Origin of the sequence: Vibrio sp. S234-5 (genome assembly GCF_000960595.1) — a bacterium.
In the GTDB taxonomy this organism is placed as follows: Bacteria; Pseudomonadota; Gammaproteobacteria; order Enterobacterales; family Vibrionaceae; genus Vibrio.
The window spans coordinates 110,157-136,090 of the sequence record NZ_JZAM01000360.1; the positions used below are offsets into that span (position 1 = coordinate 110,157).

The 25,934-nt window shown below is 48.4% G+C and carries 20 protein-coding genes; 14 read left to right on the top strand and 6 right to left on the bottom strand.

What is annotated here, in order from left to right:
* The first annotated feature begins 133 nt into the window (after positions 1-133).
* The 3 genes from UF06_RS19605 to UF06_RS19615 all read left to right on the top strand — a co-directional run bounded on the left by UF06_RS19605 (position 134) and on the right by UF06_RS19615 (position 4,273).
* Positions 134-1,822 carry an NAD-dependent malic enzyme gene (locus UF06_RS19605; RefSeq protein ID WP_045571920.1) on the top strand — a complete coding sequence of 563 codons (1,689 nt, stop codon included), beginning with the start codon at positions 134-136 and terminating at the stop codon, positions 1,820-1,822.
* A 187-nt stretch (positions 1,823-2,009) separates the two neighbouring features.
* On the top strand, positions 2,010-2,687 hold the full coding sequence (locus UF06_RS19610) for an ElyC/SanA/YdcF family protein (protein WP_226972431.1): 678 nt from the start codon (positions 2,010-2,012) through the stop codon (positions 2,685-2,687).
* A gap of 215 nt (positions 2,688-2,902) precedes the next feature.
* Positions 2,903-4,273, top strand: a complete 1,371-nt coding sequence (locus UF06_RS19615) for a DASS family sodium-coupled anion symporter (RefSeq protein ID WP_045571921.1) — start codon at positions 2,903-2,905, stop codon at positions 4,271-4,273.
* Between the two features lie 134 nt (positions 4,274-4,407).
* Here UF06_RS19615 and UF06_RS19620 read toward each other — a convergent pair whose 3' ends face one another.
* Positions 4,408-5,727, bottom strand: a complete 1,320-nt coding sequence (locus UF06_RS19620; protein WP_045571922.1) for a diguanylate cyclase — start codon at positions 5,725-5,727, stop codon at positions 4,408-4,410.
* Between the two features lie 333 nt (positions 5,728-6,060).
* Between UF06_RS19620 and UF06_RS19625 the strand changes: the two genes are divergently transcribed.
* Positions 6,061-6,885, top strand: a complete 825-nt coding sequence (locus UF06_RS19625; protein ID WP_045571923.1) for a DUF2797 domain-containing protein — start codon at positions 6,061-6,063, stop codon at positions 6,883-6,885.
* 361 nt (positions 6,886-7,246) lie between these two features.
* Here UF06_RS19625 and UF06_RS19630 read toward each other — a convergent pair whose 3' ends face one another.
* Together UF06_RS19630 and UF06_RS19635 are read right to left on the bottom strand one after the other, a co-directional pair.
* A complete protein-coding gene (locus UF06_RS19630) occupies positions 7,247-8,482 on the bottom strand; it encodes a cysteine desulfurase-like protein (protein ID WP_045571924.1) in 1,236 nt (411 codons plus the stop codon).
* The gene (locus UF06_RS19635) at positions 8,466-9,125 is read right to left on the bottom strand and encodes a 2OG-Fe dioxygenase family protein (protein ID WP_082069787.1); all 660 of its coding nucleotides are present in this window, start codon (positions 9,123-9,125) and stop codon (positions 8,466-8,468) included. Before UF06_RS19635 ends, UF06_RS19630 begins: the two co-directional genes overlap by 17 nt.
* A gap of 433 nt (positions 9,126-9,558) precedes the next feature.
* Here UF06_RS19635 and trxB point away from each other — a divergent pair, with 433 nt between their 5' ends.
* The 3 genes from trxB to cydC all read left to right on the top strand — a co-directional run bounded on the left by trxB (position 9,559) and on the right by cydC (position 14,127).
* Positions 9,559-10,518: a thioredoxin-disulfide reductase gene (trxB, locus tag UF06_RS19640; RefSeq protein WP_045571926.1), complete on the top strand. Its 960-nt coding sequence runs from the start codon at positions 9,559-9,561 to the stop codon at positions 10,516-10,518.
* 107 nt (positions 10,519-10,625) lie between these two features.
* Positions 10,626-12,413 carry a cysteine/glutathione ABC transporter permease/ATP-binding protein CydD gene (gene cydD, locus UF06_RS19645; protein ID WP_045571927.1) on the top strand — a complete coding sequence of 596 codons (1,788 nt, stop codon included), beginning with the start codon at positions 10,626-10,628 and terminating at the stop codon, positions 12,411-12,413.
* Positions 12,406-14,127: a cysteine/glutathione ABC transporter ATP-binding protein/permease CydC gene (cydC, locus tag UF06_RS19650; protein WP_045571928.1), complete on the top strand. Its 1,722-nt coding sequence runs from the start codon at positions 12,406-12,408 to the stop codon at positions 14,125-14,127. The genes cydD and cydC overlap by 8 nt, the downstream gene beginning before the upstream one ends.
* Positions 14,128-14,384: 257 nt before the next feature.
* On the opposite strand, the gene serC is transcribed toward cydC, so the two are convergent.
* Together serC and UF06_RS19660 are read right to left on the bottom strand one after the other, a co-directional pair.
* Positions 14,385-15,479 carry a 3-phosphoserine/phosphohydroxythreonine transaminase gene (gene serC / locus UF06_RS19655; RefSeq protein WP_045571929.1) on the bottom strand — a complete coding sequence of 365 codons (1,095 nt, stop codon included), beginning with the start codon at positions 15,477-15,479 and terminating at the stop codon, positions 14,385-14,387.
* Positions 15,480-15,604: 125 nt separating this feature from the next.
* The gene (locus UF06_RS19660; RefSeq protein WP_045571930.1) at positions 15,605-16,867 is read right to left on the bottom strand and encodes a DUF945 family protein; all 1,263 of its coding nucleotides are present in this window, start codon (positions 16,865-16,867) and stop codon (positions 15,605-15,607) included.
* Between the two features lie 188 nt (positions 16,868-17,055).
* Here UF06_RS19660 and UF06_RS19665 point away from each other — a divergent pair, with 188 nt between their 5' ends.
* The 3 genes from UF06_RS19665 to UF06_RS19675 all read left to right on the top strand — a co-directional run bounded on the left by UF06_RS19665 (position 17,056) and on the right by UF06_RS19675 (position 20,243).
* The gene (locus UF06_RS19665) at positions 17,056-18,990 is read left to right on the top strand and encodes an ATP-binding protein (RefSeq protein ID WP_045571931.1); all 1,935 of its coding nucleotides are present in this window, start codon (positions 17,056-17,058) and stop codon (positions 18,988-18,990) included.
* Positions 18,983-19,480, top strand: a complete 498-nt coding sequence (locus UF06_RS19670) for a response regulator (RefSeq protein ID WP_039443801.1) — start codon at positions 18,983-18,985, stop codon at positions 19,478-19,480. Before UF06_RS19665 ends, UF06_RS19670 begins: the two co-directional genes overlap by 8 nt.
* Positions 19,481-19,694: 214 nt before the next feature.
* Complete coding sequence (locus UF06_RS19675) at positions 19,695-20,243, top strand: hypothetical protein (protein ID WP_045571932.1); 549 nt, start codon at positions 19,695-19,697, stop codon at positions 20,241-20,243.
* Positions 20,244-20,307: 64 nt separating this feature from the next.
* Here the strand turns inward: UF06_RS19675 and UF06_RS19680 are convergent, their stop codons facing one another.
* Complete coding sequence (locus UF06_RS19680; RefSeq protein WP_045571933.1) at positions 20,308-20,895, bottom strand: TfoX/Sxy family DNA transformation protein; 588 nt, start codon at positions 20,893-20,895, stop codon at positions 20,308-20,310.
* 357 nt (positions 20,896-21,252) lie between these two features.
* Between UF06_RS19680 and UF06_RS19685 the strand changes: the two genes are divergently transcribed.
* From UF06_RS19685 to panP, 4 genes are all read left to right on the top strand, one after another.
* A complete protein-coding gene (locus tag UF06_RS19685) occupies positions 21,253-22,173 on the top strand; it encodes an HDOD domain-containing protein (RefSeq protein WP_045571934.1) in 921 nt (306 codons plus the stop codon).
* Positions 22,174-22,506: 333 nt separating this feature from the next.
* A complete protein-coding gene (locus tag UF06_RS19690) occupies positions 22,507-23,412 on the top strand; it encodes a lysine exporter LysO family protein (protein WP_045571935.1) in 906 nt (301 codons plus the stop codon).
* A 72-nt stretch (positions 23,413-23,484) separates the two neighbouring features.
* Positions 23,485-23,997, top strand: a complete 513-nt coding sequence (locus tag UF06_RS19695) for a hypothetical protein (RefSeq protein ID WP_045571936.1) — start codon at positions 23,485-23,487, stop codon at positions 23,995-23,997.
* Between the two features lie 170 nt (positions 23,998-24,167).
* Positions 24,168-25,823 (top strand): pyridoxal-dependent aspartate 1-decarboxylase PanP, encoded by a 1,656-nt coding sequence (gene panP, locus UF06_RS19700; RefSeq protein WP_045571937.1) that lies wholly within the window; start codon positions 24,168-24,170, stop codon positions 25,821-25,823.
* The last annotated feature ends 111 nt before the right edge of the window (positions 25,824-25,934 follow it).

Genomic DNA, 25,934 nt, shown 5'->3' on the forward strand with positions numbered 1-25,934 from the left:
AAAGGGATTTCGACTCGCGTGTCAACAATTTTGCCAACGAATGTTTTGATGTATATCAAGTCCTATTTACAACTAAACAGTGAAGCCGTTATCATTTTCGCCGTTTCCTCAAAACCCTACGTTAAGGCACCCAATGAATAACGATAAACGCCCACTTTACATCCCTTTCGCGGGCCCTGCGCTTCTCAGCACGCCACTACTCAACAAAGGAAGCGCATTTTCCAGTGAAGAACGCGTTTCTTTTAACCTTGAAGGTCTGCTTCCAGAAACCACTGAGACCATTCAGGAGCAAGTTGAACGTGCTTACATGCAGTACAAAGCGTTCGAAAGCGACATGGATAAGCACATCTACTTGCGTAACATTCAAGATACCAACGAAACGCTGTTCTACCGTTTGGTACAAAATCACATCACCGAAATGATGCCGATCATTTATACGCCAACGGTTGGCGCGGCATGTGAAAACTTCTCCAATATCTATCGTCGTGGCCGCGGGCTGTTTGTCTCTTACGCCAACCGCGATCGCATCGACGATCTACTCAACAACGCATCGAACCATAACGTCAAAGTGATCGTTGTCACCGACGGCGAGCGTATTCTTGGCTTGGGTGACCAAGGGATCGGCGGGATGGGCATTCCTATCGGAAAACTTTCCCTCTACACCGCCTGTGGCGGCATCAGCCCTGCTTATACGCTACCTATTGTGCTCGATGTGGGTACCAATAACCCACAACGTTTAGCAGATCCAATGTACATGGGGTGGCGTCATCCACGCATTACTGGCCCAGATTACGACGCGTTTATTGATGAGTTCATGCAAGCAGTACATCGCCGCTGGCCAGACGCACTGATCCAGTTTGAAGATTTTGCACAGAAAAACGCCATGCCGCTGCTTGAGCGTTACAAAAATCGCGTCTGCTGTTTCAACGATGACATCCAAGGAACCGCTGCAGTGACGGTCGGTTCCCTACTGGCGGCGTGTAAAGCGGCAGGTAGCAAGTTGTCTGAACAGCGCATTACTTTCTTGGGTGCTGGCTCTGCAGGCTGCGGCATTGCAGAAGCCATCATCGCGCAGATGGTGTCGGAAGGCATTTCGGATGAGCAAGCGCGCTCGCAAGTATTCATGGTCGACCGTTGGGGCCTCTTGCAAGAGGGCATGCCAAACCTACTCGATTTTCAGCAGCGTTTGGTGCAAAAGCACGCCGTCACTGGCGAGTGGCAATCGGAAGGAAACGGATTCTCTCTGTTTGATGTGGTGATGAACGCCAAACCGACGGTGCTGATCGGTGTCTCTGGTGCCCCCGGTCTGTTTACCCAAGAGATCATTGAAGAGATGCACAAACACTGTCCGCGTCCAATCATCTTCCCGCTGTCAAACCCGACCAGCCGTGTGGAAGCGATTCCGGCTGATATTATTCGCTGGACCAAAGGTGAAGCGCTGGTGGCAACTGGAAGCCCCTTTGATCCGGTCATCCACGAAGGTAAAACCTACCCGATCGCCCAGTGCAACAACAGCTACATTTTCCCGGGTATTGGCCTTGGCGTTTTGGCGGTTAACGCGCGACGCGTCACTGACGAAATGCTGATGGAATCGAGCCGCGCGCTGGCGACCTGTTCGCCGTTGGCGATTCATGGTCGTGGCGCTCTGCTGCCACCACTGGAAGAGATCCATATGGTATCTAAACGCATCGCCTATGCGGTAGCGAAGAAAGCCATTGAACAAGGCGTCGCGTTGGAGATCGCCGACGATGCGCTGCAAGTGGCCATTGAACAGCATTTCTGGCAACCGGTCTATCGCCGTTACAAACGTACCGCGTTCTAAGCCTCTCCCTTTCAGCCCTCGCATGCGAGGGCTTTTTCTTCACCAATTTGTCGATTTTTACGAGAATAGAGCTTCATTGTCTGCTTTACTTTCCGTTATGATGTGAGTTCTCAATAACTTGGAGTGAAGAGCATTGGATCATCCGCTTTGCCAAACACACGCAAAACGTCGCTGGAAAAAACTGGCGCTGCTGGTGTTTGTGTTGCTGATCCTTTTTGCCGCGGCGGTTATCGCGGTTGACCGCTGGGTCAGCTATCAAGCGAGTGAACGCATCATCACCTCTTACGACCAAGTACGGCCATTCGATGTCGCAGTGGTACTCGGAACCAGCAAATACATCGGCAAGACACTCAACAGCTATTACACCCACCGAATTGAAGCCGCAATTGAGCTCTATCGCTTAGACAAGGTGCAACACTTTTTGCTGAGCGGTGACAACGCCCATCGTTCCTACAACGAACCTTGGACAATGAAGCGTGATTTGCTCAAAGCAGGTGTGCCTGAAACCGCCATTCATCTCGACTATGCCGGTTTTCGCACGCTCGACTCGATTGTGCGGGCAAAAAAGATTTTTGTTACCGAAAACTTTCTCATCATCACGCAACGTTTTCACTGTGAGCGCGCACTTCTTATCGCGAATGCATACTACATTAACGCGCAGTGCCTAGCGGTTGCCGGGCCGGACAATCCATCGCAAACGTGGTCAGTACGCATTCGAGAGATTTTTGCGCGCAGCAAAGCGTTATTAGACCTCTACATTATTGATACTCAACCTCGTTTTCTCGGGCCTCAACAACCAATTCTGCGCAGAACGGACGAAGGGGATGCACCCATGTCTGACTCCATCCCATCAGCCAATGGGTAGGAATCTACTCCTTTTCATTCCAGCACCTCACACTTTGTTGCTATTAAGTTAAAAGCCACCAACATAGATTGCACAACTCTCGTAACATCCAAGTAACACAAGTCAGATATTCGCCTCTGCAACAACCGTCCTTGCCATGCCCAGCACAGTGCTGAGCTCTAGGTCGGTTGACAAAACAACAACACGCTACAGAGGCAGAGCAAAAGGAGCACTCAATGACTGCACTCGTCGTTACTCTAAGAAACTGGTTTTTCACCAGAAACAGCATGATATTTATCGCCAATATTTTGTTGTTTATCACTCTGCTGGAGACGCTACCGTTTGACCCAAAAGTGGTGATCGGTTTAAGCATTCTCACTTTCGTCGCAGTATTGTGGCTGACTGAAGCAATCCACGTCAGTATCACCGCTTTGTTAGTGCCGCTGCTGGCGATTTTCTCCGGCATTTTCGACACGCAAGCTGCGCTAAACAACTTTTCTAACTCGATCATTTTCTTATTTCTAGGCGGTTTCGCTCTCGCAGCGGCACTGCACAAGCAAAAACTTGATCAAGCAATTGCGGATAAAGTGTTGCTGATTGCAGGCGGCAAAATGTCAACAGCGGTATTCATGCTGTTTGGTGTCAGCGCCGGTTTGTCGATGTGGATTTCGAACACCGCCACCACCGCAATGATGTTGCCACTGGTTTTGGGCGTGATGAGCAAACTTGACCGCGAAAAAAACCATAACACCTACCTGTTTGTGCTGCTTGGTATTGCTTACTGCGCGTCGATTGGCGGGATCGCCACCATCGTCGGTAGCCCACCTAATGCCATCGCGGCAGCAGAAGTTGGCCTCGATTTCACAGGCTGGATGAAGCTCGGTATGCCGATCACCTTCTTGCTATTGCCAATCGCGCTAATCGTTCTCTACAGCATGACCAAGCCGAACCTCAAGCATTCGTTTGAACTTGACCACCAACCGGTTGAGTGGACCAACGGCAAGCTCATCACACTGGCCATCTTCTTAGTCACGGTGACTCTGTGGATCTTCTCTAAACCGATCAACAGTATGCTGGGCGGCTTTAAGAGCTTTGATACGCTAGTTGCCATCGGCGCCATCTTAGCGCTGGGCGTTTCTCGTGCGGTTGAATGGAAAGACATCGAAAAAACCACCGATTGGGGCGTTCTGATCCTATTTGGCGGCGGTATCTGCTTGAGTAATGTACTGAAAGCAACCGGCACCAGCGTCTTCCTCGCTCAAGGCCTCAGTGCTTTCCTTGACCAAGCGGGGATGTTGCTGAGTATCTTGGCAGTGGTGACTTTCGTGGTGTTCTTAACCGAGTTTGCCAGTAACACCGCTAGTGCGGCGCTGCTTGTTCCTGTGTTTGCCACCATTGCAGAAGCGCTGGGCATTTCACCAGTGATTCTTTCCGCGCTGATTGCGATTTCGGCTTCCTGTGCATTCATGCTGCCCGTGGCGACGCCACCCAATGCAATTGTGTTTGCCACCGGGCACATTAAGCAAAGTGAAATGATGCGTATTGGTATGGTGCTCAACATCGCCTGTATTGCCGCACTCACTCTCTTCGCCGCGATATTTTGGTAATCAGTTTCACTTTGCAGATGCGCAAATCCGTCTAGGATGATGCTTTGCAAAAGCTTGCCCCTTCCCCGGGGCAATCTGCAGCCCCTGTTAGGTGGCCAAGTGCCACCTTTTTTAATTTGTTTTCAACGCAGCGTTTATGCAGAGGCGGCGGTATTGCCGTAGTTCACTTCTACCCGATTACGCCCGCGGTGCTTGGCCTGATAAAGCGCTTCATCCGCTCGTGCCAACACCTCGGTTATCCGCTCTGCGCCCATTTCCGCCACACCAATACTGCACGTCAGCAGCCCACCATGTAACCAAATATGCTGTGCAATATGACGACGCAAGCGCTCCGCCTTTTCACTCGCTTGATGCAAATGGATACCCGGACAAAACACGACAAATTCTTCGCCGCCCCAGCGGACTAACCGTTCATCGCCTTCGAGCAAACTGGCGACCACCATGACAAACTCACGGAGAATGTCATCCCCCATCTGATGTCCATAGCGGTCATTGATGTGTTTGAATTTATCAAGATCGAGATAAAGCAGCGACAAAGACTCTTGCCCCCAACGCACTTGTCGAGCGGTTTGATTGAGCCAATCACGCACTGCATGACGGTTCATCGCTCCGGTCAAAGCGTCGCGGTGCGCCAGCTCGGCAAACTCATAATTTTGCGCGCGTAAATCGGCGTTGAGCTTTTTCAAGTGCAATTGACGTGCACGCACCTCACGAAAGGCTCGTTTGCTTTTACGCAGTTCATTGAGTGAAAAGGCCAAGCCGAGCAACACCCAAGAAAAAAGCAACGTGGTAAGCAGCGTCTCTTTCGCAAGATAAGCGCCTTCAAACTCGATACTTTCGACTTGCAGATGGTGATGACCCAAGCGTGCCCCCGAACCCGTCGCTAAGTCGATGCGCACAATGTTGGTGAACTCCGGCCCCGATTCGACAATCGGAATTTTGTTGTCTGACAGCCACCAGCTCATCACTTGCAAGTTAGCCAGAGGAATTTCAATCGTCTGCGCGCCTTGCACGACACTAAACTCCACGCCGTTGTATTTATAGCTGTACTCTTGCTCTGCCGTCGAATAGACCAGATTGAAGTTGCGCAAATAGAAGCGCAGTCGAGGCTCGCTACTCTCCGGTGCATCATAGCGAAGCCGTAGTCTGACTGTATGATAGTTTGAAAGATCAAGCCCTTGTGTTTTTGTCACCGTATCGGTGTGAATGGAAATACCACAATAAGGCCACGGGTAGTTTTCCAGTTTGAGTTGACATTGCAGATCGAGGGCTTGGTTGTGGGTGTGCATTTCCGACTGGCTGACTCCCCCATCGAGGCGATCATCATTGGAATAAAAAGTGAATTGATCCGGTGTGACGAGGAGTACGCGTGTATCGCCTAGCGCCCGATAGAGCAAAAACAGCGCTATGGTACCTATTGCCAAGACAAGCACCAGTTTAGGGATCGATTTCATCATTGCTCTCCACACTGCTCCAAAAAATCGGAAAAATCGAAACTTAAAATGCAAAACTTTTTTTAGCTTTTTATTGTTATTCTTAATTTAGTTACATCTTATCTTAATCACTAATGTGATATTAGTTCAGAAATAGTCAAGTCTGTTTAAAAGCGCATAATTGCGACATAGTTCACGTCACAAAATAAGCATGCAATCACATAGCCTGCTGGCACTATCCGTCCTCGCAATCGGTCAAGAACAAGGCGTTTGCAAACCGAATACGGCAAAAGCTGCCCACAATCGCTATCAGCCCTGATATACTGCAAAAAAAGCAAAACAATGAGTAATGTCATGTCAAAGCAAATCACCGGCACGCTGGATAAACTGCGTGCGACCCTCGACGGCGTTGTGTCCTACCGCCTCCCGGTCGGAGAGGAAGAAATTGAACTCAACCGCCTGATTGGCCAACCTATTCGCCTCACTTATACCGGCAATATTTTTTGTAGTTCATGCGGCAAAAAAACCAAGAAAAGCTACGCACAAGGCCACTGCTATGTCTGTATGAGCAAACTGGCCAGTTGCGATATGTGCATTATGAAGCCAGAAACCTGCCATTACGCGGCGGGCACTTGTCGCGAGCCTGAGTGGGCACAGAGTCACTGCATGGTGGATCATTTCGTTTATCTTTCTAACACCTCCAGCCTCAAAGTGGGCATCACACGTCATACGCAAATTCCGACCCGCTGGATTGACCAAGGGGCGACGCAAGGCTTGCCAATATTGAAGGTAAAAACTCGTCATATTTCCGGTTTGCTTGAAGTGGAACTGGCGAAGCACATCGCCGATAAAACCAACTGGCGTGCCCTTCTTAAAGGTGATGGCCAACCACTCGATCTCGCCGAGCAAGCCAACGTATTGTTGCCGTTGCTGGAAGAGAAAATCGCTCAGGTAAAAGCCGAGTTTGGTGAAGAGAGCGTTGAAGTCGTGCATGACAGCTTGACCTCTCTGGCGTATCCGGTTGAGCACTACCCAACCAAGATCACATCGCACAACTTTGATAAAGAGCCACAAGTGAGCGGCATTTTGCAGGGAATTAAAGGGCAATACCTGATTTTAGATACTGTCGTTATCAATATTCGCAAGTTCACATCTTACGAAGTGGAATTCGAAGGCTAGAGATCGCCTAAACTATATTCGCCTCAATGATAGAAAGAGCCCGCACTTAGCGGGCTCTGAGTTCTCATGTAACTAGGGTCTGTTGACCTTTTGAGATGATTTTTGCAGCAGTTTGTGGGTTCTTTGTGCAAGGCAGAGGCTTTGAATTGTAGGGGCCTACATGATAAGCCGATAACGCAGCAAAAAGGAGCCACAAACGCTGCCCGAAGGGTTCGAGCTAGGCGCCCCCGCAAAAAGCGTTTTACTCTTTGTTGAGAGGTGTTTTGCTTAGAATGACTAGGCTACAAACCTCTCGCCGCGATTAAAACGCTTTTATCTCGAACAAAATTTAACCGCAAAAGGTCAACAGACCCTAGAGCGACTACTGATCGAGAATACTTTCCAACACGTTAAACAGCAGATCGATCTCTTCAACGGTGTTGTAGTGCATACAACCAATGCGGATCACGCCACCGCTCTCTTCTAAACCAAGCTGACGAACCAAACCTAAGGCGTAGAAGTGGCCATTCCACACACAAATGTTGTGCTCCCCCAAGGTCTTGGCGATAAAACCCGGTGGATATTGCGCAAAACGCACTGCAAACGTCGGAGTACGTTTGTCGCTTGCACTGTCGTTGATGCCGTATAAGGTCGCGCCATCTAACGCACTTAAACGCTGTAAAAAGTGCTGGCTGAGGCGCTCTTCATGCAGATTGTATTGCGCGTAGCTCTGCACTAAACGCTGGCGCAACGGCAGATGCGCCTCGCCAAACTGCGCCAGATACTCCACCGACGCCGTCACACCCGCCAAGCCTTCAAAACTCTGGGTGCCCGTTTCAAAACGGCCTGGGCCAACATTGGTGGCAGGTTCCACTTTGTAAGGTTGTAGTGATTGCAGCCAAGGCTCTGCAACAAACGCGATGCCAACGTGCGGGCCAAAGAATTTATAAGCCGAGCAAGCAAGGAAATCACAGCCAAGTGCCTGCACATCGACCAAGTGGTGTGGCAGATAATGCACCGCATCCACGTAAACCTGCGCGCCCACCGAATGTGCTAACTCAACCACCCGCTCGACATCCACAATCGAACCCGTAGTATTTGAGGCATAAGTAACTGCCACCAAACGCGTTTTCTCATTGAGCAATTGCTCAAGATGCGCCATGTCGAGCGTGCAGTCTGACTCGTTGACTCGCACTTGATGCACAATGGCCCCTTTGTCTTGCGCCGCTTGCTGCCAGCTCGATACGTTGGAGTAGTGATCCAAGGCGGTGACAATCACTTCGTCGCCCGCCTGCCAATCACGGCTGATGGCACGGCTCAATTGGAAAGTCAGCGAAGTCATGTTCGCGCCAAACACAATGTTGTCGGCACTGGGGGCATTGAGCAATGCTTGCGCGGATTGGCGCGCCTGCGCCATCACATCCACCGTGATCTGGCTAGAAAAATAGTGCCCGCCTAAGTTGGAGTTGTAATGACCCAGATAACCAATCATCGCATCCAGCACCGATTGCGGCACTTGAGAGCCGCCCGGACCATCAAAGAAGGTCACCGGTTTATCATTGTGGTACTGATGCAGCGCGGAAAACTGTCCGCGAACTTGCTCAAGATTGAAGTTCATGTGCAGCCCCTTTGGCAGTCAACACAAACACGTCCATATACCCTTCATGCGCGTTTTCCAGAGCACGAATCGGTTTGGCGTTGTGCCACAACTTGCTGTCTGCCAGCATAGCCACTTCGCCATTTTCTAGCACTTTTCTAAAGAAAGGCTCGGCGTGGAAGTCGCTATACAGCAGAATATCACCGCCTTCGATGTTATTGCGGCCGATGCCGACAATAGCGATGTGATCAAAACCGTCTTGGTGCACCCCTTCTGGCGCCACTTCGGTTTGGTCGTAAATGGCGGTGATACGGATCTGATGGATTTCAATTTCCTGCCCATCGCGCAGATTATTTTTATGGGCAAAGAGCTGACACATTTCGCAAAAACCTTCACTGTGTAACGTGTGCGACTCGATCGGCTCGAACTGCCGGGTCACATCGCCTTGAAAACGATTGATATCCGAACTCTGCACAAAGTTACTCTTCTGCAAATCGATCAACTTTCCTTGCTTCATCTGCACGACAGAATAGCGACGCAGACGGTACTTTCCATCGGCATGTTCCGTATGCGGCAAGGTCGCGAACGAGGGAGAGAGTTGTTCGATCGCTTGGCGGCTCAGTTGGGTTAAATGTAAAGTGTTCTCGTGCGAATGTAGCATCATTCACTCCTTTGATAGATACATTTGTTGTTATATTTGTTAACAATAAATTCACATATAGGATACGAGTAAATATCGTCAAAGCAACGTTTAACCACAACTTATTTCAATATATTTATATATTCGACATATAATACCATATTAATTTAAATTACCAGTTCAATAGCCCAAACTGAGCACTTAGCCGATTCCAAAAGCAGTGAAGTTCACTAACATTGAAACTAAAGCTAATATTTTCATAATGTTAAGTTCATTTCCCCCATCAAATGATCTTTAGCTACGTTAGCTCATCAAAAATATGGAACGCCCGCACCAAAGCACAAACTTAGCTATAACCTATAACCAGAAATTCGTTACAGTGTGTGGCTTGCATCTTTTATTAGGCCAATATTTTCCATACAATCAGGCAAATTTATCTGCCCGATAGGGAGTCGAAATGAGCGACGTAAAACACTGTAAATTATTAATTCTTGGGTCTGGTCCTGCGGGGTACACCGCCGCGGTTTACGCAGCTCGAGCCAACTTAAACCCAGTGCTGATTACTGGGATGCAACAAGGTGGTCAGCTCACTACCACCACTGAAGTGGAAAACTGGCCGGGCGATGCGGAAGGACTCACTGGCCCTGCTCTGATGGATCGCATGAAAGAGCATGCAGAACGCTTTGAAACTGAAATCATCTTTGATCACATTAACCAAGTTGAACTAACTTCTCGTCCATTCCGTCTTAAAGGCGACTCTGGCGAGTACACTTGTGATGCACTGATCATCTCAACCGGCGCATCAGCCAAATACCTAGGTTTAGACTCTGAAGAAGCCTTTAAAGGTCGCGGTGTTTCGGCTTGTGCCACCTGTGATGGTTTCTTCTACCGCAATCAAAAAGTTGCGGTGGTGGGCGGCGGCAATACCGCAGTTGAAGAAGCGCTTTATCTGTCAAACATCGCTGCTGAAGTGCACCTTATTCACCGTCGTGATTCCTTCCGCGCAGAGAAAATCCTCATCAATCGTCTGATGGACAAAGTGCAAAATGGCAATATCGTGCTGCATACTGACCGCGTGCTGGATGAAGTGCTCGGCGATGAGATGGGTGTGACAGGCGTGCGCATCAAAAACGTTCACTCTGGCGAGTTCGAAGAAGTTGACGTCATGGGCACGTTTATCGCGATTGGCCACCAGCCAAACACGCAGATTTTCCAAGATCAGCTTGAGATGAAAGATGGTTACATCGTGGTGAAATCAGGTTTGGAAGGTAACGCGACCCAAACCAGCATCGAAGGTGTGTTTGCCGCTGGCGACGTGATGGATCACAACTATCGTCAAGCCATCACCTCTGCAGGCACTGGATGTATGGCAGCGCTGGATGCAGAGCGCTACCTTGATTCACTGAACGATAAATAACTTTTCACATTTGTGTCATAACCTTAAGGCCCGGCAGTGTTCCTGCCGGGCTTTCTTTTGTATACTTAGCTCCCTCGAAATAAAACAATTCTCATTAAGCCTTCACAATGGATAAAAAGAAACAACGCAGCTTGAACAAATGGCTCAAGCAGCAGAGTAAACTGGCCAAGCGCTGGTTGATGATTGCTGTTGGCCTAGGCGTATTGTCGAGCGTGTTTTTGTTGGCCCAAGCCGCTTTGCTCGCCACCATTCTTCATCAGCTCATCATAGAGCAAGTCGATAAGTCGCAACTGCTGCCGCAATTTCTCGGCCTAGTGGCACTCATCGCACTGCGAGCTCTCTGCTCGTGGGGACGCGAGATCGCGGGTTACCGTTGTGGTGAACAGATCCGCGTTTACATTCGCCAACTGATCCTCGACAAACTGCGCGAGCTTGGCCCCGCATACATCAAGGGTAAACCTGCTGGCGCGTGGGCGACCTTAGTGCTTGAGCAAGTCGACAACATGCAGGATTTCTTCGCCCGCTATTTGCCGCAAATGTCACTGGCGGTGCTGGTGCCTTTCGTCATTTTGGCGGTGGTGTTTCCGGTCAACTGGGCCGCAGGGTTGATCTTTTTGATCACCGCGCCATTGGTGCCGCTCTTTATGGCCATGGTGGGGATGAAAGCCGCCGACGCCAGTCGCAAAAACTTCAAAGCGCTGCAACGTCTCTCGGGTCATTTTTATGATCGTTTGCAAGCAATGACCACGATCCGCCTTTTTGACCGTACCCAAGCGGAAACGGAAATCATGCGCGGCGCGTCGGAAGTGTTTCGCAGCCGCACCATGGACGTGCTGCGTATCGCATTTCTCTCTTCGGCAGTGCTGGAGTTTTTCACCTCCATCTCTATCGCTTTGACTGCGGTCTACTTTGGTTTTGCCTTTATTGGCGAACTCAACTTTGGTGATTACGGCGCTGGAGTCACACTGTTCTCCGGGTTGTTTATCCTTATTCTCGCTCCTGAGTTCTATCAACCACTGCGCGATCTCGGTACCTTCTATCACGCCAAACAGCAAGCAGTTGGCGCGGCTGAGAGCATCGTTGACTTTCTCGAAACCGAAGCGAGCAGTGTGCGCTCTGGGGACAAAAGCTTTGACCATTGCCAAGCGATTGAGATCGTCGCTCGCGATCTAGAGGTGTTTTCACCACAAGGAGAGCACTTAGTTGGCCCAATCAGCTTTGCCATCAACGCCAACCAAACGACAGCGCTAGTAGGCCCAAGTGGCGCTGGCAAAACCAGCTTAATCAATGCGATTCTGGGCTTTTTACCGTATCAAGGCTCACTGACCATCAACAGTATTGAGCGCAGCGAGCTCGATTTAGCCAAGTGGCGCAAACAGATCAGTTGGGTTGGACAAAATCCGCTGCTACTGCACGGCTCGATTCGCGACAACATCACGCTCGGCAAAGAGCAAGTAAGCGAAACCCAACTGCGCACCGCACTGGAACAATCGTTCTCAGCTGAGTTTGTTGACCAGCACGGATTGGATTACCTCATCACCGACCGTTCCGGTGGTCTTTCTGTTGGACAAGCTCAGCGGTTGGCACTGGCTCGAGCGATGGTGCAAAACGGTGGTTTCTGGCTTTTAGACGAACCAACAGCCAGCTTAGATGCACGCAGTGAACGGCTAGTGATGCAAGGCCTTGCCAGTCAAATTCAAGGGAAAACCACCTTGATGGTGACGCACCAATTGACACCCTTACAGCACGTCGAGCAGATCCTGGTGATGCAAAACGGCCAACTGGTTCAGTCCGGCGGTTATCATGAGCTCGCAGAGCAAGCGGGCTTATTCCAACGGATGCTTAACGCCAATCAAGCACTTCATCAAACCAACAAGGGGAATCTTGATGCGTGATTTAGTTCCCTACCTAAAACTGTATAAAAAACATTGGTTCGGCCTCTCGCTCGGGATGTTTCTGGCCTTTTTGACCCTGTGCGCCTCCATCGGCCTGTTAACGCTTTCTGGTTGGTTTTTATCCGCCGCAGGCATTGCCGGGCTGACCATCGCACGGGAAACATTCAACTACATGTTGCCCGGTGCGTTTGTACGCGGCTTTGCCATGGGTCGCACTGCTGGGCGTTGGGGCGAGCGCGTTGTTAGCCACAATGCTACCTTTAAGCTTTTGACTGACTTGAGAATTTTCTTTTTCTCCAAGCTAGCACCGCTTATCCCCGGCCGCGTATCTAACCTGCGTGACGCCGATCTGCTCAACCGCTTGGTGGCCGATATCGATGCGATGGATCACGTCTATCTGCGCCTTATCAGCCCTATGGTGGTCGGTACACTGGGCATTGCTGGCCTCACTGCGGTGCTGTGCTGGTTTGATATGACACTCGGCCTCACACTAGGGGCCATTTTGCTGGCGCTACTGCTCTGCTGGCCAGTGCTGTTTTACAAGCTGGGCAAACGCAACGGCGCAGAACTTACCCAACATCGCGCGCAATTGCGTATCGCCGCGCTTGACTGGTTACAAGGTTACAGCGAGCTAACACTGTTTGGCGCAGAAACGCGTTATCACGACGCCATTGGTGATGCACAGCAACGCTTGATGCGTAATCAGTACTTCAATGCCCATTTTTCTGGGTTGGCTCAAGCGCTTTTGATGCTGGCCAACGGCTGGACATTAGTACTGATGCTTTGGTTAGCCGCCGATGGAGTTGGTGGCAATCCACCTGATCCGATGATCGCTTTAGTCGCCTTTGCCACGATGGCGAGCGTTGAACTGCTGATGCCGATTGCGGGCGCATTCCAACACCTTGGCCAGACGCTTTCATCCGCGCGCAGGCTCAACGAAGTGATCTTGTCAGAACCGGAAGTACGCTTCCCTGCCGAACCGGTGGCGCACAGCGGCGAATTCTCGATTGCCTACAACAATGTCTCATTCCACTACCCAGACAGCGAAAAACTGGCGCTGCAAAACGTCAATCTGTCTATCCCTGCGGGTTCAAGAATTGCGATTGTTGGGCAAACGGGCTCGGGCAAATCGACGCTTCTTCAGCTTCTCAATCGCTATTGGGATGTGCAGAGCGGTTCGATTGAAATCGCTGGTCAGCCGTTAATGCAATGGAATGAAAGCCAGCTTCGTCAAGCCTTGAGCGTGGTGAGTCAGCGGGTTGACATTTTAAATGGTAGCTTGCGTGATAACCTCTTGATGGCCTCTCCGGATGCCAGTGACGAGACCATCAGCCAAGTACTAAATAAAGTGGGACTTGACAACCTACTCGAGCACGACGGCTTAAATGCGTGGCTCGGAGACGGTGGTCGCCAGCTTTCCGGTGGTGAGAAGCGCCGTATTGGCATCGCTCGCGCCTTGCTGCACGATGCGCCGATCTTACTGCTCGACGAACCAACGGAAGGCTTGGATAAGCAAACCGAGCAGCAGATCATGCAGTTGTTCGCCAGCCATTTTGCTGGCAAAACCGTCGTTTTCATTACGCACCGTTTAGTCAACTTAGACCAGATGGACAGCATCTGTTTGATTGAACAGGGCGAAGTGGTAGAACACGGTAGCCATCGTGAGTTACTGGCCAAGCAAGGCCGCTACTATCAACTGGCGCAATCTCTTTAAAGGTCAACAAATAACCCGGGCAAGCCCGGGTTATTTTTATCCGCAGTTTTCTCTCAGCGCAGGCGATGAATGCTCATCACGAGCTACTCGCCAAACAAGGCATTTATGCCCAGCTCTGGGCGCACCAAACAGGCGGGTTCCTCGGCGAGAAATAGCGTCTACGCCGTTTTTAAACCACGCGTCGTGTTTTAAATACCGAGCATAAAAAAGCGCCTTTCGGCGCTTTTTCTTTCAAAATCAAGCAATAGAGAAACCGGTTAAGCGTTTTCTTGTTCGAATTTGCGCATAAAATCCACCAGCGCTTGCACGCCTTCAAGTGGCATGGCGTTGTAAATGGAAGCGCGCATACCACCCGCAACACGGTGACCTTTAAGCGATTTAAGGCCAACGGCATCGGCTTGCTTGAGGAACAAGGCGTCTAGCTCTGGCTTCACCATCTGGAACGGCACGTTCATCAACGAGCGGTTTTGCGGATGAATGTTGTTGATGTAGAAATCCGATTGATCGATGTAGTTATACAGCAGTGCCGCTTTCTCACGGTTGATCTGCTCAATCGCTTTCACGCCACCCTGCGCTTTAAGCCACTTAAACACTAAACCAGATAAGTACCATGCAAAGGTCGGCGGTGTATTGAACATCGAATCCTGCTCTGCCAGCGTTTTGTAATCCAAAACACTTGGCAATACCTGTTTCGCCAAACCAAGTAGATCATCACGGACGATGGCAATCGCGATACCAGATGGGCCGATATTTTTCTGCGCACCAGCGTAAATCACCCCATATTGGGAAACATCGATTTCACGAGACAAAATGGTGGAAGACATGTCCGCCACAATCGGTTTATCGGTAACAGGCAGATCATTGATTTCAATGCCATCGATGGTTTCATTCGGGCAAAAATGCACATAAGCAGCGTCTGGATGAATTTTCCACTGCAAAGCAGGCAATACCGCGACTTTGCCATCAATGCTGGTTTTGGCATCGAACACATCCGGCTCACAATATTTCTTCGCTTCTTCTACGGCACTCTGCGCCCAGTAGCCAGCGTCGATATAAGTGGCGGTTTGCGCGTCACCCAGCAAATTGAGTGGCACCGCTGCAAATTGTGCTCGCGCGCCACCCTGACAGAAAAGCACTTTGTAGTTATCTGGGATGTTGAGCAAATCGCGAAGATCTCGCTCGGACTGTTCCGCCACCGCGACAAATTCTTTACTGCGATGGCTGATTTCCATCACCGACGTGCCTAGCCCTTGCCAGTCAAGTAGTTCTTGCTGCGCTTGCTGCATAACCGGTTTTGGTAGTGCTGCGGGACCAGCACTAAAGTTAAATACGATATCCGTATTTTGTTCCATGACGCTCTTTGCTCCTGCTCGATGATATAAAAAACTGCTCAAGTAATAGCATGTTTTTCTTTGACGAAAAACAACAAAAGAGGTCTTACGACCTCTTTTTTTCTTTAAAGCGGATTAATTGGCAATTACTGCATCATCGCGGGCATCAACAAAGAGAACAGCGGGAACGCCTGGCCATTTTCAAACACCAATTTGCCCTCTTTAATATCGGCCTTTAATTGGTAACCACCTTCAATTTGTTCAAGAAGCTCCATCACCAATAATTCATCGACACCCTCTTGGATGAATGGGTATTGCGTGACAAGTTCATTGGAGAAATAGGTGTGCACATCCCCTTGCATTGCCGTGATGATTTTCATCGGATCCTGAGTGATTTTATCTGTTCCTTGAGGAATCTGCAGATGCCATTGATTTTCAAACTTGCCCTCTCCCAACGTCATAGAGAGATTATCGATCGCGATGGCGAAGCCTTTGTCAAACAAGGTGTCGATGTGCGGCAAGATTTTGCCAAGATCTTCTTCTGTAAGTACTGGGGAATTTTGATAAATCGCCATCACTTGATTAAAAGCCTGACGATCAAGGTTTTTCAATGAGAAATCAATATTCAGATTTTGCGCTTCATTACCGTCGGACATCAGCAATTTGTTGGTTTTGAAGCTGAGCTGGCTTTCCAATCGCTCGCCCTTGGCATCTAGCTGAGTGTTGCCAAGATAGCGACTTTGATATAAGCCAAATATCGGTTGTGCATCCACATCACTGAGCTGCAACTCACCCACTTGAATATCTTGTTTACCCAGCCAGTAGCCGCTTTGTTGCTTTCCTTGCCCTGTCCCTTTGAGATTAGACAAATGCAACTCTTCACCCGATTCAAAATCCACCTGAATCGACGGCACATCAAACTCGAAATTGAGATCGCCAAGCACCGTTGCTCTGCCACTGACACTCATCGGCGCGGTAGACACTGAAACGCCCTCCACCTCGCTCTGCACGTTCCAGCTGTCCATCGCGATAGTAAAATCGGTATTACCATTAAGCTGAGTCGTGGAGGAAATCGTCAACGGTAACGTTTCTATACCCAGTAGCAATGATTGCGCATCCAGCGAGGTCAAACCGTGGGTAAGGTCAGAGCGCATCTCAAACTCCACCGGTAAACCGTCAGCTTCAAATTGCTCCGCAATCACTGGATCGATGATGGTATAGCGAGTGGTGACAACGGATGAGAGGTAACCGCGCTCATAGCTGATAATTTCCGCTTTCAGCGATTGGCTGTCGAGCTTGGCAATGCCATCTTCAATGATCGATTGGCCAATTTGACCGACCGCTAGAGGCCAGCACACCGCCAGAGAGACCGCGCCACCAAGAGCAGCCCATTTTTTTAACGTGTTCATAAAGTCACTTTGAGTGAGAAATTTGCCACAGTCTATCCTATCTGAGTATGGGATAAAACATTGAGATATATCAGGCTATTGCCACTTACCAGCTTATAGCTGATAAAACTCAAACTCAGCTCTCAAACCCCTTGTTCACTTCCTGTTAACGTAATGTGGTGTGATTTGCGCCAATCGACGAGGTCAAGGTGAACCGTTACGCCATACTCTGTTTAGATAACAATCCGATCAGTACTGAGCAGTTTCGTCAGGAATTGGCGACGTTTTCTCATAAGTTTGACGTGTTCAACACCGATTCGCTCGAAGAAGCACACCATGCCATTGAATATTTGGAACAAAGCCAGCAGGAAATGGCGCTGGTTATTGCCAGCCACCACGCCGAACTCAATGGCGTCGATTTCTTGATTGGTCTCGATAAGAATCCACGCACCGAAAGCGCACGCAAAATCTTGATCAGTGGTTCAAGCGATATCGGGGCGATTTTGACCGCCGTTAACGAAGGTAGGCTCGACCATTGCCTGACCAAACCACTCCCAGACAACGTCTTGCAGAACACCGTTCAAAAGGAGCTGACGCAATTTATTCTGAAATTTGATAAAGAAGAGTTACTCAGTTACAGCAGCGTTTTGGATCAAAATCGCTTGCTGCGTGCGCACATTGATAATCAGATGCGCAGCTATCAAGCCGGATTCATTCATGATTACCACACCCTATCCGACGTTGAACTCACTGAACGTTTTATTGGCGCACTGCAAGCCTTCTTCCGCGAAAAAGACGAGACTCGCGCCTGCCGCACTTATTCGGCGGAGCATCTGCTGACCATGGAAGGCGAAGCTAACAAGTTCCTCTGGTTTATTACTTCAGGCGAAGTAGCGCTCTATAAACGTGACGATATGGGCATGCAACGGGAAGTAGTCCGCCACGGCAAAGGAAATCTCGTCGGCGGCATGTCCTTCGTGACCGGAGAAAAATCCTTTTCAACCGCACTAACCTTGTGCAAAACCGAAGTGATCAAACTGGACCGCAGTGTGTTCTCGCAAGTGATGCAATCCGATTCCAACCTGCTGCCCCTATTTACTAATCTGTTACTGCGTCACTTCAACCGTCGTTTGCAACGCAGCATCAACACCAAACTGCAACTGCAAAAAACGCTTGAGTCATTGGAATCTGCCCATCAGCAACTGATCGAAAAAGAGAAAATGGCGATGTTGGGTCAACTTGTTGCAGGGGTGGCTCACGAATTGAATAACCCCATCGCTGCGATTTTGCGCGGCATCGAAAACCTCACTCAGAGTCTAGAGTTGGTGCTACAAAGCCGCCATTGCGAGGCACTGCAATCGAAAGGGATCAAAGTGCTCGATAACGCCAAGCTGAGTAAGCCGCTCTCCACCGCAACCCTAAGAGAAAAAGCCAACCAGCTTAATTTAGCAAACCGTAATCTCGCGCGCAAAATTGTCACTCTTGGCCTAGAGCAAGACAGTGAGTTGATAGGCCGAGTAAAACGCTCAGAAACCGGTGTGAAAGAGGTGGAGGTATTAGAAAACTACTTCCAAATTGGTAACGCACTACGTTCTATTGATGTCTGCGCAGCGCGCATTGCCGATATGGTGAAAAGCCTTAAAGGCTACGCCCGCGCCGACGATGAGCGAGTGCATAAAGTCGACATTCACGAAGGCATTGAAGATACCTTAGTGATCTTTGAAAACCGCTTAAAACGACATAAAGTCATCACAGATTATTGCCAGTTGGAACCGATTTACTGCCAACCTATCGCTTTACAACAAGTTTGGACCAATATGATCTCTAACGCGTTGGATGCGATGCCAGAACAAGGTGAGTTAACCATCACCACCGCGCTGCAAACACGCGACGGGAAAAATTATGTCACGGTCGCCTTTTTAGATAATGGCAGTGGCATTCCCGCCCAGCAAAAAGAGGCCATTTTTGAGCTGAACTACACGACAAAAAAAGAAGGCAATTTTGGACTCGGCATTGGTTTGTCGATCTGTTTACAAATCATTCACGCGCACGGAGGATGGATAGACGTAGACTCCGTCGTGGATCAATACACCTGCATGACCATCTGGTTACCGCTCGAAGCAGAAGGAACACACCATGAATAAATATCTGATCTTATGCGTTGATGATGAACGAGAAGTGTTGGATAGCGTGCTGCAAGATCTTGCCCCTTTTGAAGATCATTTTGTCCTCGAAGGTGCTGAATCGGTATCCGAAGCGCGCGCTGTGATTGAAGAGTACCAAGATGACGATATCGCTCTGGCTTTGATTCTGTGTGACCACATCATGCCCGAACAAACTGGCATCAGTTTTTTGATCGAATTGAGCGACGATGAGCACACCCGAAAAGCAAGAAAAGTGCTTCTCACCGGTCAAGCAGGATTGGAAGATACCGTTGAAGCGGTGAATCATGCCAGCTTAGATTTTTACATTTCAAAACCTTGGTATGGTGAAGAGCTTCGAGCCGCCATCAAGAAACAGTTAACTCAATTTGTCATTAAATACGACGATAATCTGCTTAATTGGGTTTCTATCTTGGATGCCGAAGCGATTCTTAACGCGATGGCGGAAAGACGAAGCAGCTTCGGAGAATAAATTGTCTTCTTTCGCTCGTTCGTCCCGGCCTGAATGTAAGGCAGCTGTTAAAAATGGTACTGTTTTTGCTTAAATATTGGCTACACGACAAAACTATGGCATTTTTTTATTGGTCACTTGCATGCAAGTTGATTAAGATGTCGCGAATCGATTATTGGTGAAACTCGCTCGAGTTCCGTCAGGAAACAATTCATTTTAAAAGGTTTACCGAAATATGCGTAAAACAATTCTAGCCGCAGCACTGCTGATTGCATCTGGTCAGGTTTTGGCCAAGGAAGATTCTAATCGTCCAGAAACCATGAGCAATTTTAGCTACGACTATTTCGAAGCTCGCATTGGCGCTAGCCCAATGACCTTCGGTGCTGGTTTCAGCAAATCTGTTCATCCAAACGCTCACCTCATTGCGCGCGTTGATTCAAAGTTCGAAGGAGATTTTGATTCAGCGGCTGGTTTTGGCTTCCATGCTCCAATCAATAACTGGGCAGACATGACGGGCGCTATGCTGCTACGTGTGGTTGAACCAGAAGATGCCAGCAGTGCGGATATGGGGATGGAACTGAATCTTGGTGTTCGCCAATGGCTTGGCCCACAACTGGAAGTTGGCGGTAAAGTAGGTTACGTTTCTATTGATGATAACGATGACTGGATTGGTTCAGCTTACGCACGCTTCCACTCTACTGAGCTTTTCTCTCTTGGTCTTGAAGCACGCATCAACGATTTCTATGACGATCAGTTGATGTTCTCTGCTCGTTTTAAGTTCTAAGTTCTAAGTTGAAGATAAAAAAACCGAGACGTATGTCTCGGTTTTTTATTTCAAGCTAGATGAACTACTGACAAGCAGAAAGCAGTTGGCGACGACGAGGCTCTTGCAAAAGTTTCCAGTGGATGCCCTCTACCGCACCGGCAAATTTCCACAGCAGTTTGACATCAACATCATTGCCGTACGCTTGCCGTACTCGATTAAACACTTCCACAGCACCGAGTTCGATAAATGTCTCAACATCGTCTATACCCGCTTTCTTTACCATGCGCTCCAATGTCAGCTGCATATTCGGCAGATCTCTAAGCCGACGGCTAGCGGACGATTTTTGAAAGCTACGCTGATGAACGGAACACTCAATTGACTTTTTGACCAGACTATCCAGATCCGCATACTGTGTTTCTAACAACGCGCTAATGTCGTAGTAGTTCACCGTTGCAGTCGTCTGTTTCTTTATATGACGATACTTTTCGCACCCTAGTTCTGTCAGTTGTTCATCCAAGCCGTTGCTGCCACGAAGATAGCAGCAATCGTTGCTAATCAAAGCGAACATCGCATCATCAGCGAATAATCCGATACCGCCAAACATAGAACGTTTTTGGAAATCACCAAACTGACTAACATAGTTAAAAAAAGTTTGCTCTGTCATATCCATTGACTCCTAATTCAAAGATTAACCCCGATTAGTTATGTCTCCAGATAGCAGCATTGTATTTTTAGCGAATAAAAATTTATAAATTGGCTTAATTAGATTGTAGTAACGAAGCGCCAATGCCCTAAATCATACTTAACGATAAAAAATAAGTCGGGATTCGTGTCACAAATAAAGTTTCACGTCTCATAACTGCGTGACTAAATTCACATCTTAGAAAAGTTCTATGCTATTTTTTTGACGTCAAGTTTTTGTAAGGTCGAAAAAACATCAAACAAACTGCAGCGTTAGGTGCATTTGATTGCGCTTTCTGCACTGGTAGGAGTACACTGTATTAAAGCTCACGTGTTCAGATTACCTATGGAACATCTATCATTTTTTTGGCTGCCCAACAATAAGGATATGCTGGTGCAGGCACTGGAGTCAGAGTTTGCTCAACTTGTAGAGCAATCACTCTCCACTGGCAAAATTGCTCTGCCGCCTATCCCTGATGTTGTCCTTAAAATTCAACAACTGTGTACACAGGAATCAACTGGTATTGTCGACGTTGCGGACTGCTTACTCGAAGATCCTGGCTTAGCGGCTATTGTCATACGCGTAGCAAACTCGGTCATTTTCAATCGACGTAACATCACCTGTACTGATTTGACCACAGCGGTATCACGTTTGGGGATATTGCGTGTCAGAGACATAGTTACCGCCCAAGCCATTGAACAGCTTAAACATTCGGTTAACCTTAACAAAGAGTGTAATGCGGTGTTAGTAAATAGCGCTGCGGTTTCACGCGAGTTGGGCGCGACCATGGTTCTGGTGGTAAATACTTTTAGGAAGCTTGGTGCAGATAAATATGCTCACCTTGAGGCGGAAAAAGCACTCTTGGTGGGTTTGCTGGCAGATATTGGTCTCTTTTGCCTAGTTAATGAATACCACCTGTATCTTGATAAAGGTAATTATCTTGATCACCAGATTGCACTACAAATCTTCCAGACACGATGCTCCGCGACCAGTAAACTGGTATTAGAAAACTGGGGATTTGACCGCGATTTTATCGAAGTGGCATCCAACCAGTCTTTTTCTCAAACTCGCCCTGAGGTCAGCTACCTCGATATTGCACGAATCGCGAACCACTTACTCATGTTCCGCAGCCAAGATGAGCGCATTGAAGAGCATGAAGTGGAGTTCAATTTAACGGGTGCTGAAGTGCTGTTTGAGCTGAGTAACCTCAACGACAATGAGTTCCAATCGAAGATTAACGACGTGCTAAACGCTAGCGGCTTATAAAATTACCGTCCCTTCGCTCAAGCCCATAAATTCCGAGCTACAAATGAATAACTGACTGTGAAAAGCCACCAGTTTCTGGTGGTTTATCACGGGTTTGTTCTGTATTCTATGCAAGCGTTCACCTAGCGATGTAGGTTGAGCGTTTGCAAACACTGATCTACTTATTAACGTTCGTCCTCAGACAAATCGTATACTGCACACTCTTTGTTAATCGCCATTGTTCAATGGTTTCGAACACAGGCACTGTTTGTCAGACAAATTACGTTGCGATGAAAACGCTAGCTTAGGCCAACGCTCTACATCGGAAAACTATCGAAGGAATCAGGAGTTCTCATGTTGTCAGGGATGCTATTTATTTTTGCTCCGCTTGTTTTCGGCTATTTCATTTCCATTTCGCGTGAAGCAACCTTAGTGACAATTAACAAGGTTACCTCTCAGCTTATTTACGTGATCCTTTCCCTCATGGGACTTAGCCTAGCCGCTTTGGATAACCTAAGCAGTAACTTACAAACGATTCTCCTCTATACAGCCACGTTTTTCTTTTGCTTGGGCATCTGCAATTTGGCGGGCTTACCCTTGATAGACAGACTACTGCCCGTTGTCACAGACAACACACATAAGAAGCTGCCACTTTCCGCCATGGCATTAGAATCAGCCAAATTGATCCTTGTGGTCGGCGGAGGACTCCTAGTTGGTTTGTTGCTGCCTTTTGAGTTGCATTGGGTAGACACCGCTAGCGAGTGGATATTGTTTATCTTGCTGTTTTTTATTGGCATTCAACTGCGTAACAGTGGCCTGACGCTCAAACAAATACTGCTCAATAAACATGGTATGTTGATCGCGCTGGTCATTATCGTCACATCTATGCTTGGCGGTCTACTTGCCGGGCACCTTTTAGGCTTACCCATCTATCAAGCCTTAGCGATGGCTTCTGGGTTTGGTTGGTACTCGCTAGCAGGCATACTCATGGGGGACGCTTTTGGTCCCGTCTTTGGCGGAACGTCATTTTTGATCGAACTGCTGCGAGAACTGGTGGCACTAGTGGTTATCCCGCTATTAATTAGGAGCTACCCTTGTACCTCGATCGGTTATGCTGGCGCGACAGCTATGGATTTCACCCTTCCTGTGATTCAGACGACAGGTGGAGTGCGCTGCGTACCGATTGCGATTGTCAGCGGTTTTATACTCAGCCTACTCGTTCCCGTATTAATGTTATTCTTTGTGTCACTTGCTAGCTAGATCTCAGGATGACCCGCCCGCATTCGTTACAATACGCGCTAAAAATTAAAACATGTGTCAAAAGGAAGAACTATGAAACGTTTCGTTGTCGCTCTTATGCTAGCTTCAACTTCATCTGTTGCCTTGGCTGCCGACAGCCAATGTTTAGCCCAAAAATACGACGCTTACATCGATGCTTCTCTGAATTGGTACTCAGATCTTGCCCAACTGACCACGCAACAATACCCAGAATTGCAAGATGTGAGTGGATGGTTTCTTGAAGGGCGTAAGCACCATTTCGAGCTCAATCGTGCAGCCGTGCATTACTACCTCAAACACGATGCTAGCCGAGTCGCGACCGACAAATCGATTGAAAACTGGTTGCAACTGGAGCAAAGCGACATTAAACAGCTCGCGAGTCGCAGTGATGAATTGGGTGAAATTGCTAAACGAACCTTTGAAGATCGCCAAGCGGCAAACCATGAGAAGAATTACCAGCTGCGCTCCGCGTTTGCCGATCTCCTCAGCCATCCGAAAAAGATCGAAGCTGCGCTGAATCGTTACAATGATGCCATCTCCGGTGTAAGTCAGGTTAAGTGTAACTAAATCACAAACAGAACCATTTTATTCCTAGGGCGTGTTTCTTTTCTGCCAGCCATTCAGTGGCAGATGAGAAACACGCCTCTGTGATCGTTGAATAAAAACGGGACTTTACCGCCATTTTGGTTTAGATTATCCCGCTCGAACTACTAGTATAATTAAGTCGATTTGTTTATATGGCAATGGAACAAAAAATCGCTGACGTCAGCTTCGAAAGTCTGTTAAAAATCTTTACCATACCAGAGGGTCCAGATTCCACTTTGACGCAAATCGAAGCAAAGCTCTCACAAAACCTCAATAAATTCCTCGGTGAACATATCGTGGCAGAAGAAAAGCCTTTACGTGAAATCGAGAAAGACTTTTCTTCTGCTAGAATTCCGGAACAGCCCGAATTTGTCTCTGACCATACAGAACATTTGTTGGACACTCTGGTTTCTCATTCTGTTCATACATCCTCACCCAGCTTTATCGGTCATATGACTTCGGCATTGCCCTATTTCCTGATGCCATTATCGAAGATCATGATCGCTCTGAATCAAAACTTAGTGAAGATTGAAACATCAAAAGCGTTTACTCCTTTAGAACGTCAAGTGATCGGTATGCTGCATCGTTTGATCTACGGACAAGACGACGCTTTCTATTCGCAGTGGATGCATAGCGCTGAGCACTCACTGGGGGCGTTTTGCTCTGGCGGTACCATCGCCAACATCACCGCCTTGTGGGTAGCGAGAAATAATGCCCTACGTGCCGAGGGAGCTTTTCAAGGCGTTGAAAAAGAAGGCTTATTCAAAGCGATGAAACACTACGAATATGAAGGCTTAGCCGTACTGGTTTCAGAGCGTGGACACTATTCACTGAAAAAAGCCGCCGATGTGCTTGGTATCGGCCAAAGTGGCCTTATTGCTATCAAGACCGATGAAAACAACCGCATCTGCCCACAGGCGCTAGAAGAGAAAATTCAAGAGCTCAAATCGCAGCGCATTAAACCGTTCGCAGTTATCGGCGTCGCGGGCACCACAGAAACGGGCAGCGTCGATCCACTGCGCGCAATCGCTGAAGTGTGCCAACGCCATGCTTGCCATTTTCATGTTGATGCCGCTTGGGGCGGCGCCACTTTGATGTCCAACAAGTATCGTCATCTGCTTGATGGCGCAGAGCTTGCCGATTCTGTTACCATTGATGCCCACAAACAGCTTTATGTGCCAATGGGCGCGGGCATGGTTCTCTTTAAAGATCCCAACGCGATGAGTTCGATTGAGCACCACGCGCAGTACATCCTGCGCAAAGGGTCGAAGGATCTTGGCAGCCATACGCTCGAGGGGTCGCGCTCTGGTATGGCGATGTTGGTCTACGCCAGCATGCACATTATTAGCCGTCCAGGCTATGAACTGCTCATTAACCAAAGCATTGAGAAAGCAAAATATTTTGCTACGTTGATTAAACAGCAAGAAGACTTTGAGCTGATCTCAGAGCCAGAGCTTTGCCTGCTAACCTATCGCTACATTCCTGCCAAAGTGAAACAGGCTTTGACGCTGGCTAATGATGAAGAACGTGTTGAGCTCAACGAGTTACTCAACGAACTCACCAAATTTGTACAAAAGCGCCAGCGCGAAACGGGTAAGTCCTTCGTGTCGAGAACCCGATTGAACCCAGCTCAGTGGTCACGAATGGACACGATCGTCTTTCGTGTGGTGCTCGCTAACCCTTTAACTAGCAACGATATCCTTGCTTGTGTTTTGCAACAACAGCGGCAAATTGTTCAGCAACAAGCCCCCAATTTGATGGCAGAAATTGGACGGTTAAGCGAACAGATACTGAGCAAGTCTCACTGAACGCTTCTCCTAACGAGTTACAGCAAAATGAAATTTTCTTTCTCTTTTGCTGTAATTCCAAAGTCAATATACCGTAGAATTTGCCGAAACAGCGTGCGACAACATTCAGTT

Bases quoted from the DNA above. Each gene is read 5' to 3' on its own strand.
- UF06_RS19605 (WP_045571920.1), top strand. From the start codon at position 134: ATGAATAACGATAAACGCCCACTTTACATCCCTTTCGCGGGCCCTGCG.
- UF06_RS19615 (WP_045571921.1), top strand. From the start codon at position 2,903: ATGACTGCACTCGTCGTTACTCTAAGAAACTGGTTTTTCACCAGAAAC.
- UF06_RS19620 (WP_045571922.1), bottom strand. From the start codon at position 5,727: ATGAAATCGATCCCTAAACTGGTGCTTGTCTTGGCAATAGGTACCATA.
- UF06_RS19625 (WP_045571923.1), top strand. From the start codon at position 6,061: ATGTCAAAGCAAATCACCGGCACGCTGGATAAACTGCGTGCGACCCTC.
- UF06_RS19630 (WP_045571924.1), bottom strand. From the start codon at position 8,482: ATGAACTTCAATCTTGAGCAAGTTCGCGGACAGTTTTCCGCGCTGCAT.
- UF06_RS19635 (WP_082069787.1), bottom strand. From the start codon at position 9,125: ATGATGCTACATTCGCACGAGAACACTTTACATTTAACCCAACTGAGC.
- trxB (WP_045571926.1), top strand. From the start codon at position 9,559: ATGAGCGACGTAAAACACTGTAAATTATTAATTCTTGGGTCTGGTCCT.
- cydD (WP_045571927.1), top strand. From the start codon at position 10,626: ATGGATAAAAAGAAACAACGCAGCTTGAACAAATGGCTCAAGCAGCAG.
- cydC (WP_045571928.1), top strand. From the start codon at position 12,406: ATGCGTGATTTAGTTCCCTACCTAAAACTGTATAAAAAACATTGGTTC.
- serC (WP_045571929.1), bottom strand. From the start codon at position 15,479: ATGGAACAAAATACGGATATCGTATTTAACTTTAGTGCTGGTCCCGCA.
- UF06_RS19660 (WP_045571930.1), bottom strand. From the start codon at position 16,867: ATGAACACGTTAAAAAAATGGGCTGCTCTTGGTGGCGCGGTCTCTCTG.
- UF06_RS19670 (WP_039443801.1), top strand. From the start codon at position 18,983: ATGAATAAATATCTGATCTTATGCGTTGATGATGAACGAGAAGTGTTG.
- UF06_RS19675 (WP_045571932.1), top strand. From the start codon at position 19,695: ATGCGTAAAACAATTCTAGCCGCAGCACTGCTGATTGCATCTGGTCAG.
- UF06_RS19680 (WP_045571933.1), bottom strand. From the start codon at position 20,895: ATGGATATGACAGAGCAAACTTTTTTTAACTATGTTAGTCAGTTTGGT.
- UF06_RS19685 (WP_045571934.1), top strand. From the start codon at position 21,253: ATGGAACATCTATCATTTTTTTGGCTGCCCAACAATAAGGATATGCTG.
- UF06_RS19690 (WP_045571935.1), top strand. From the start codon at position 22,507: ATGTTGTCAGGGATGCTATTTATTTTTGCTCCGCTTGTTTTCGGCTAT.
- UF06_RS19695 (WP_045571936.1), top strand. From the start codon at position 23,485: ATGAAACGTTTCGTTGTCGCTCTTATGCTAGCTTCAACTTCATCTGTT.
- panP (WP_045571937.1), top strand. From the start codon at position 24,168: ATGGCAATGGAACAAAAAATCGCTGACGTCAGCTTCGAAAGTCTGTTA.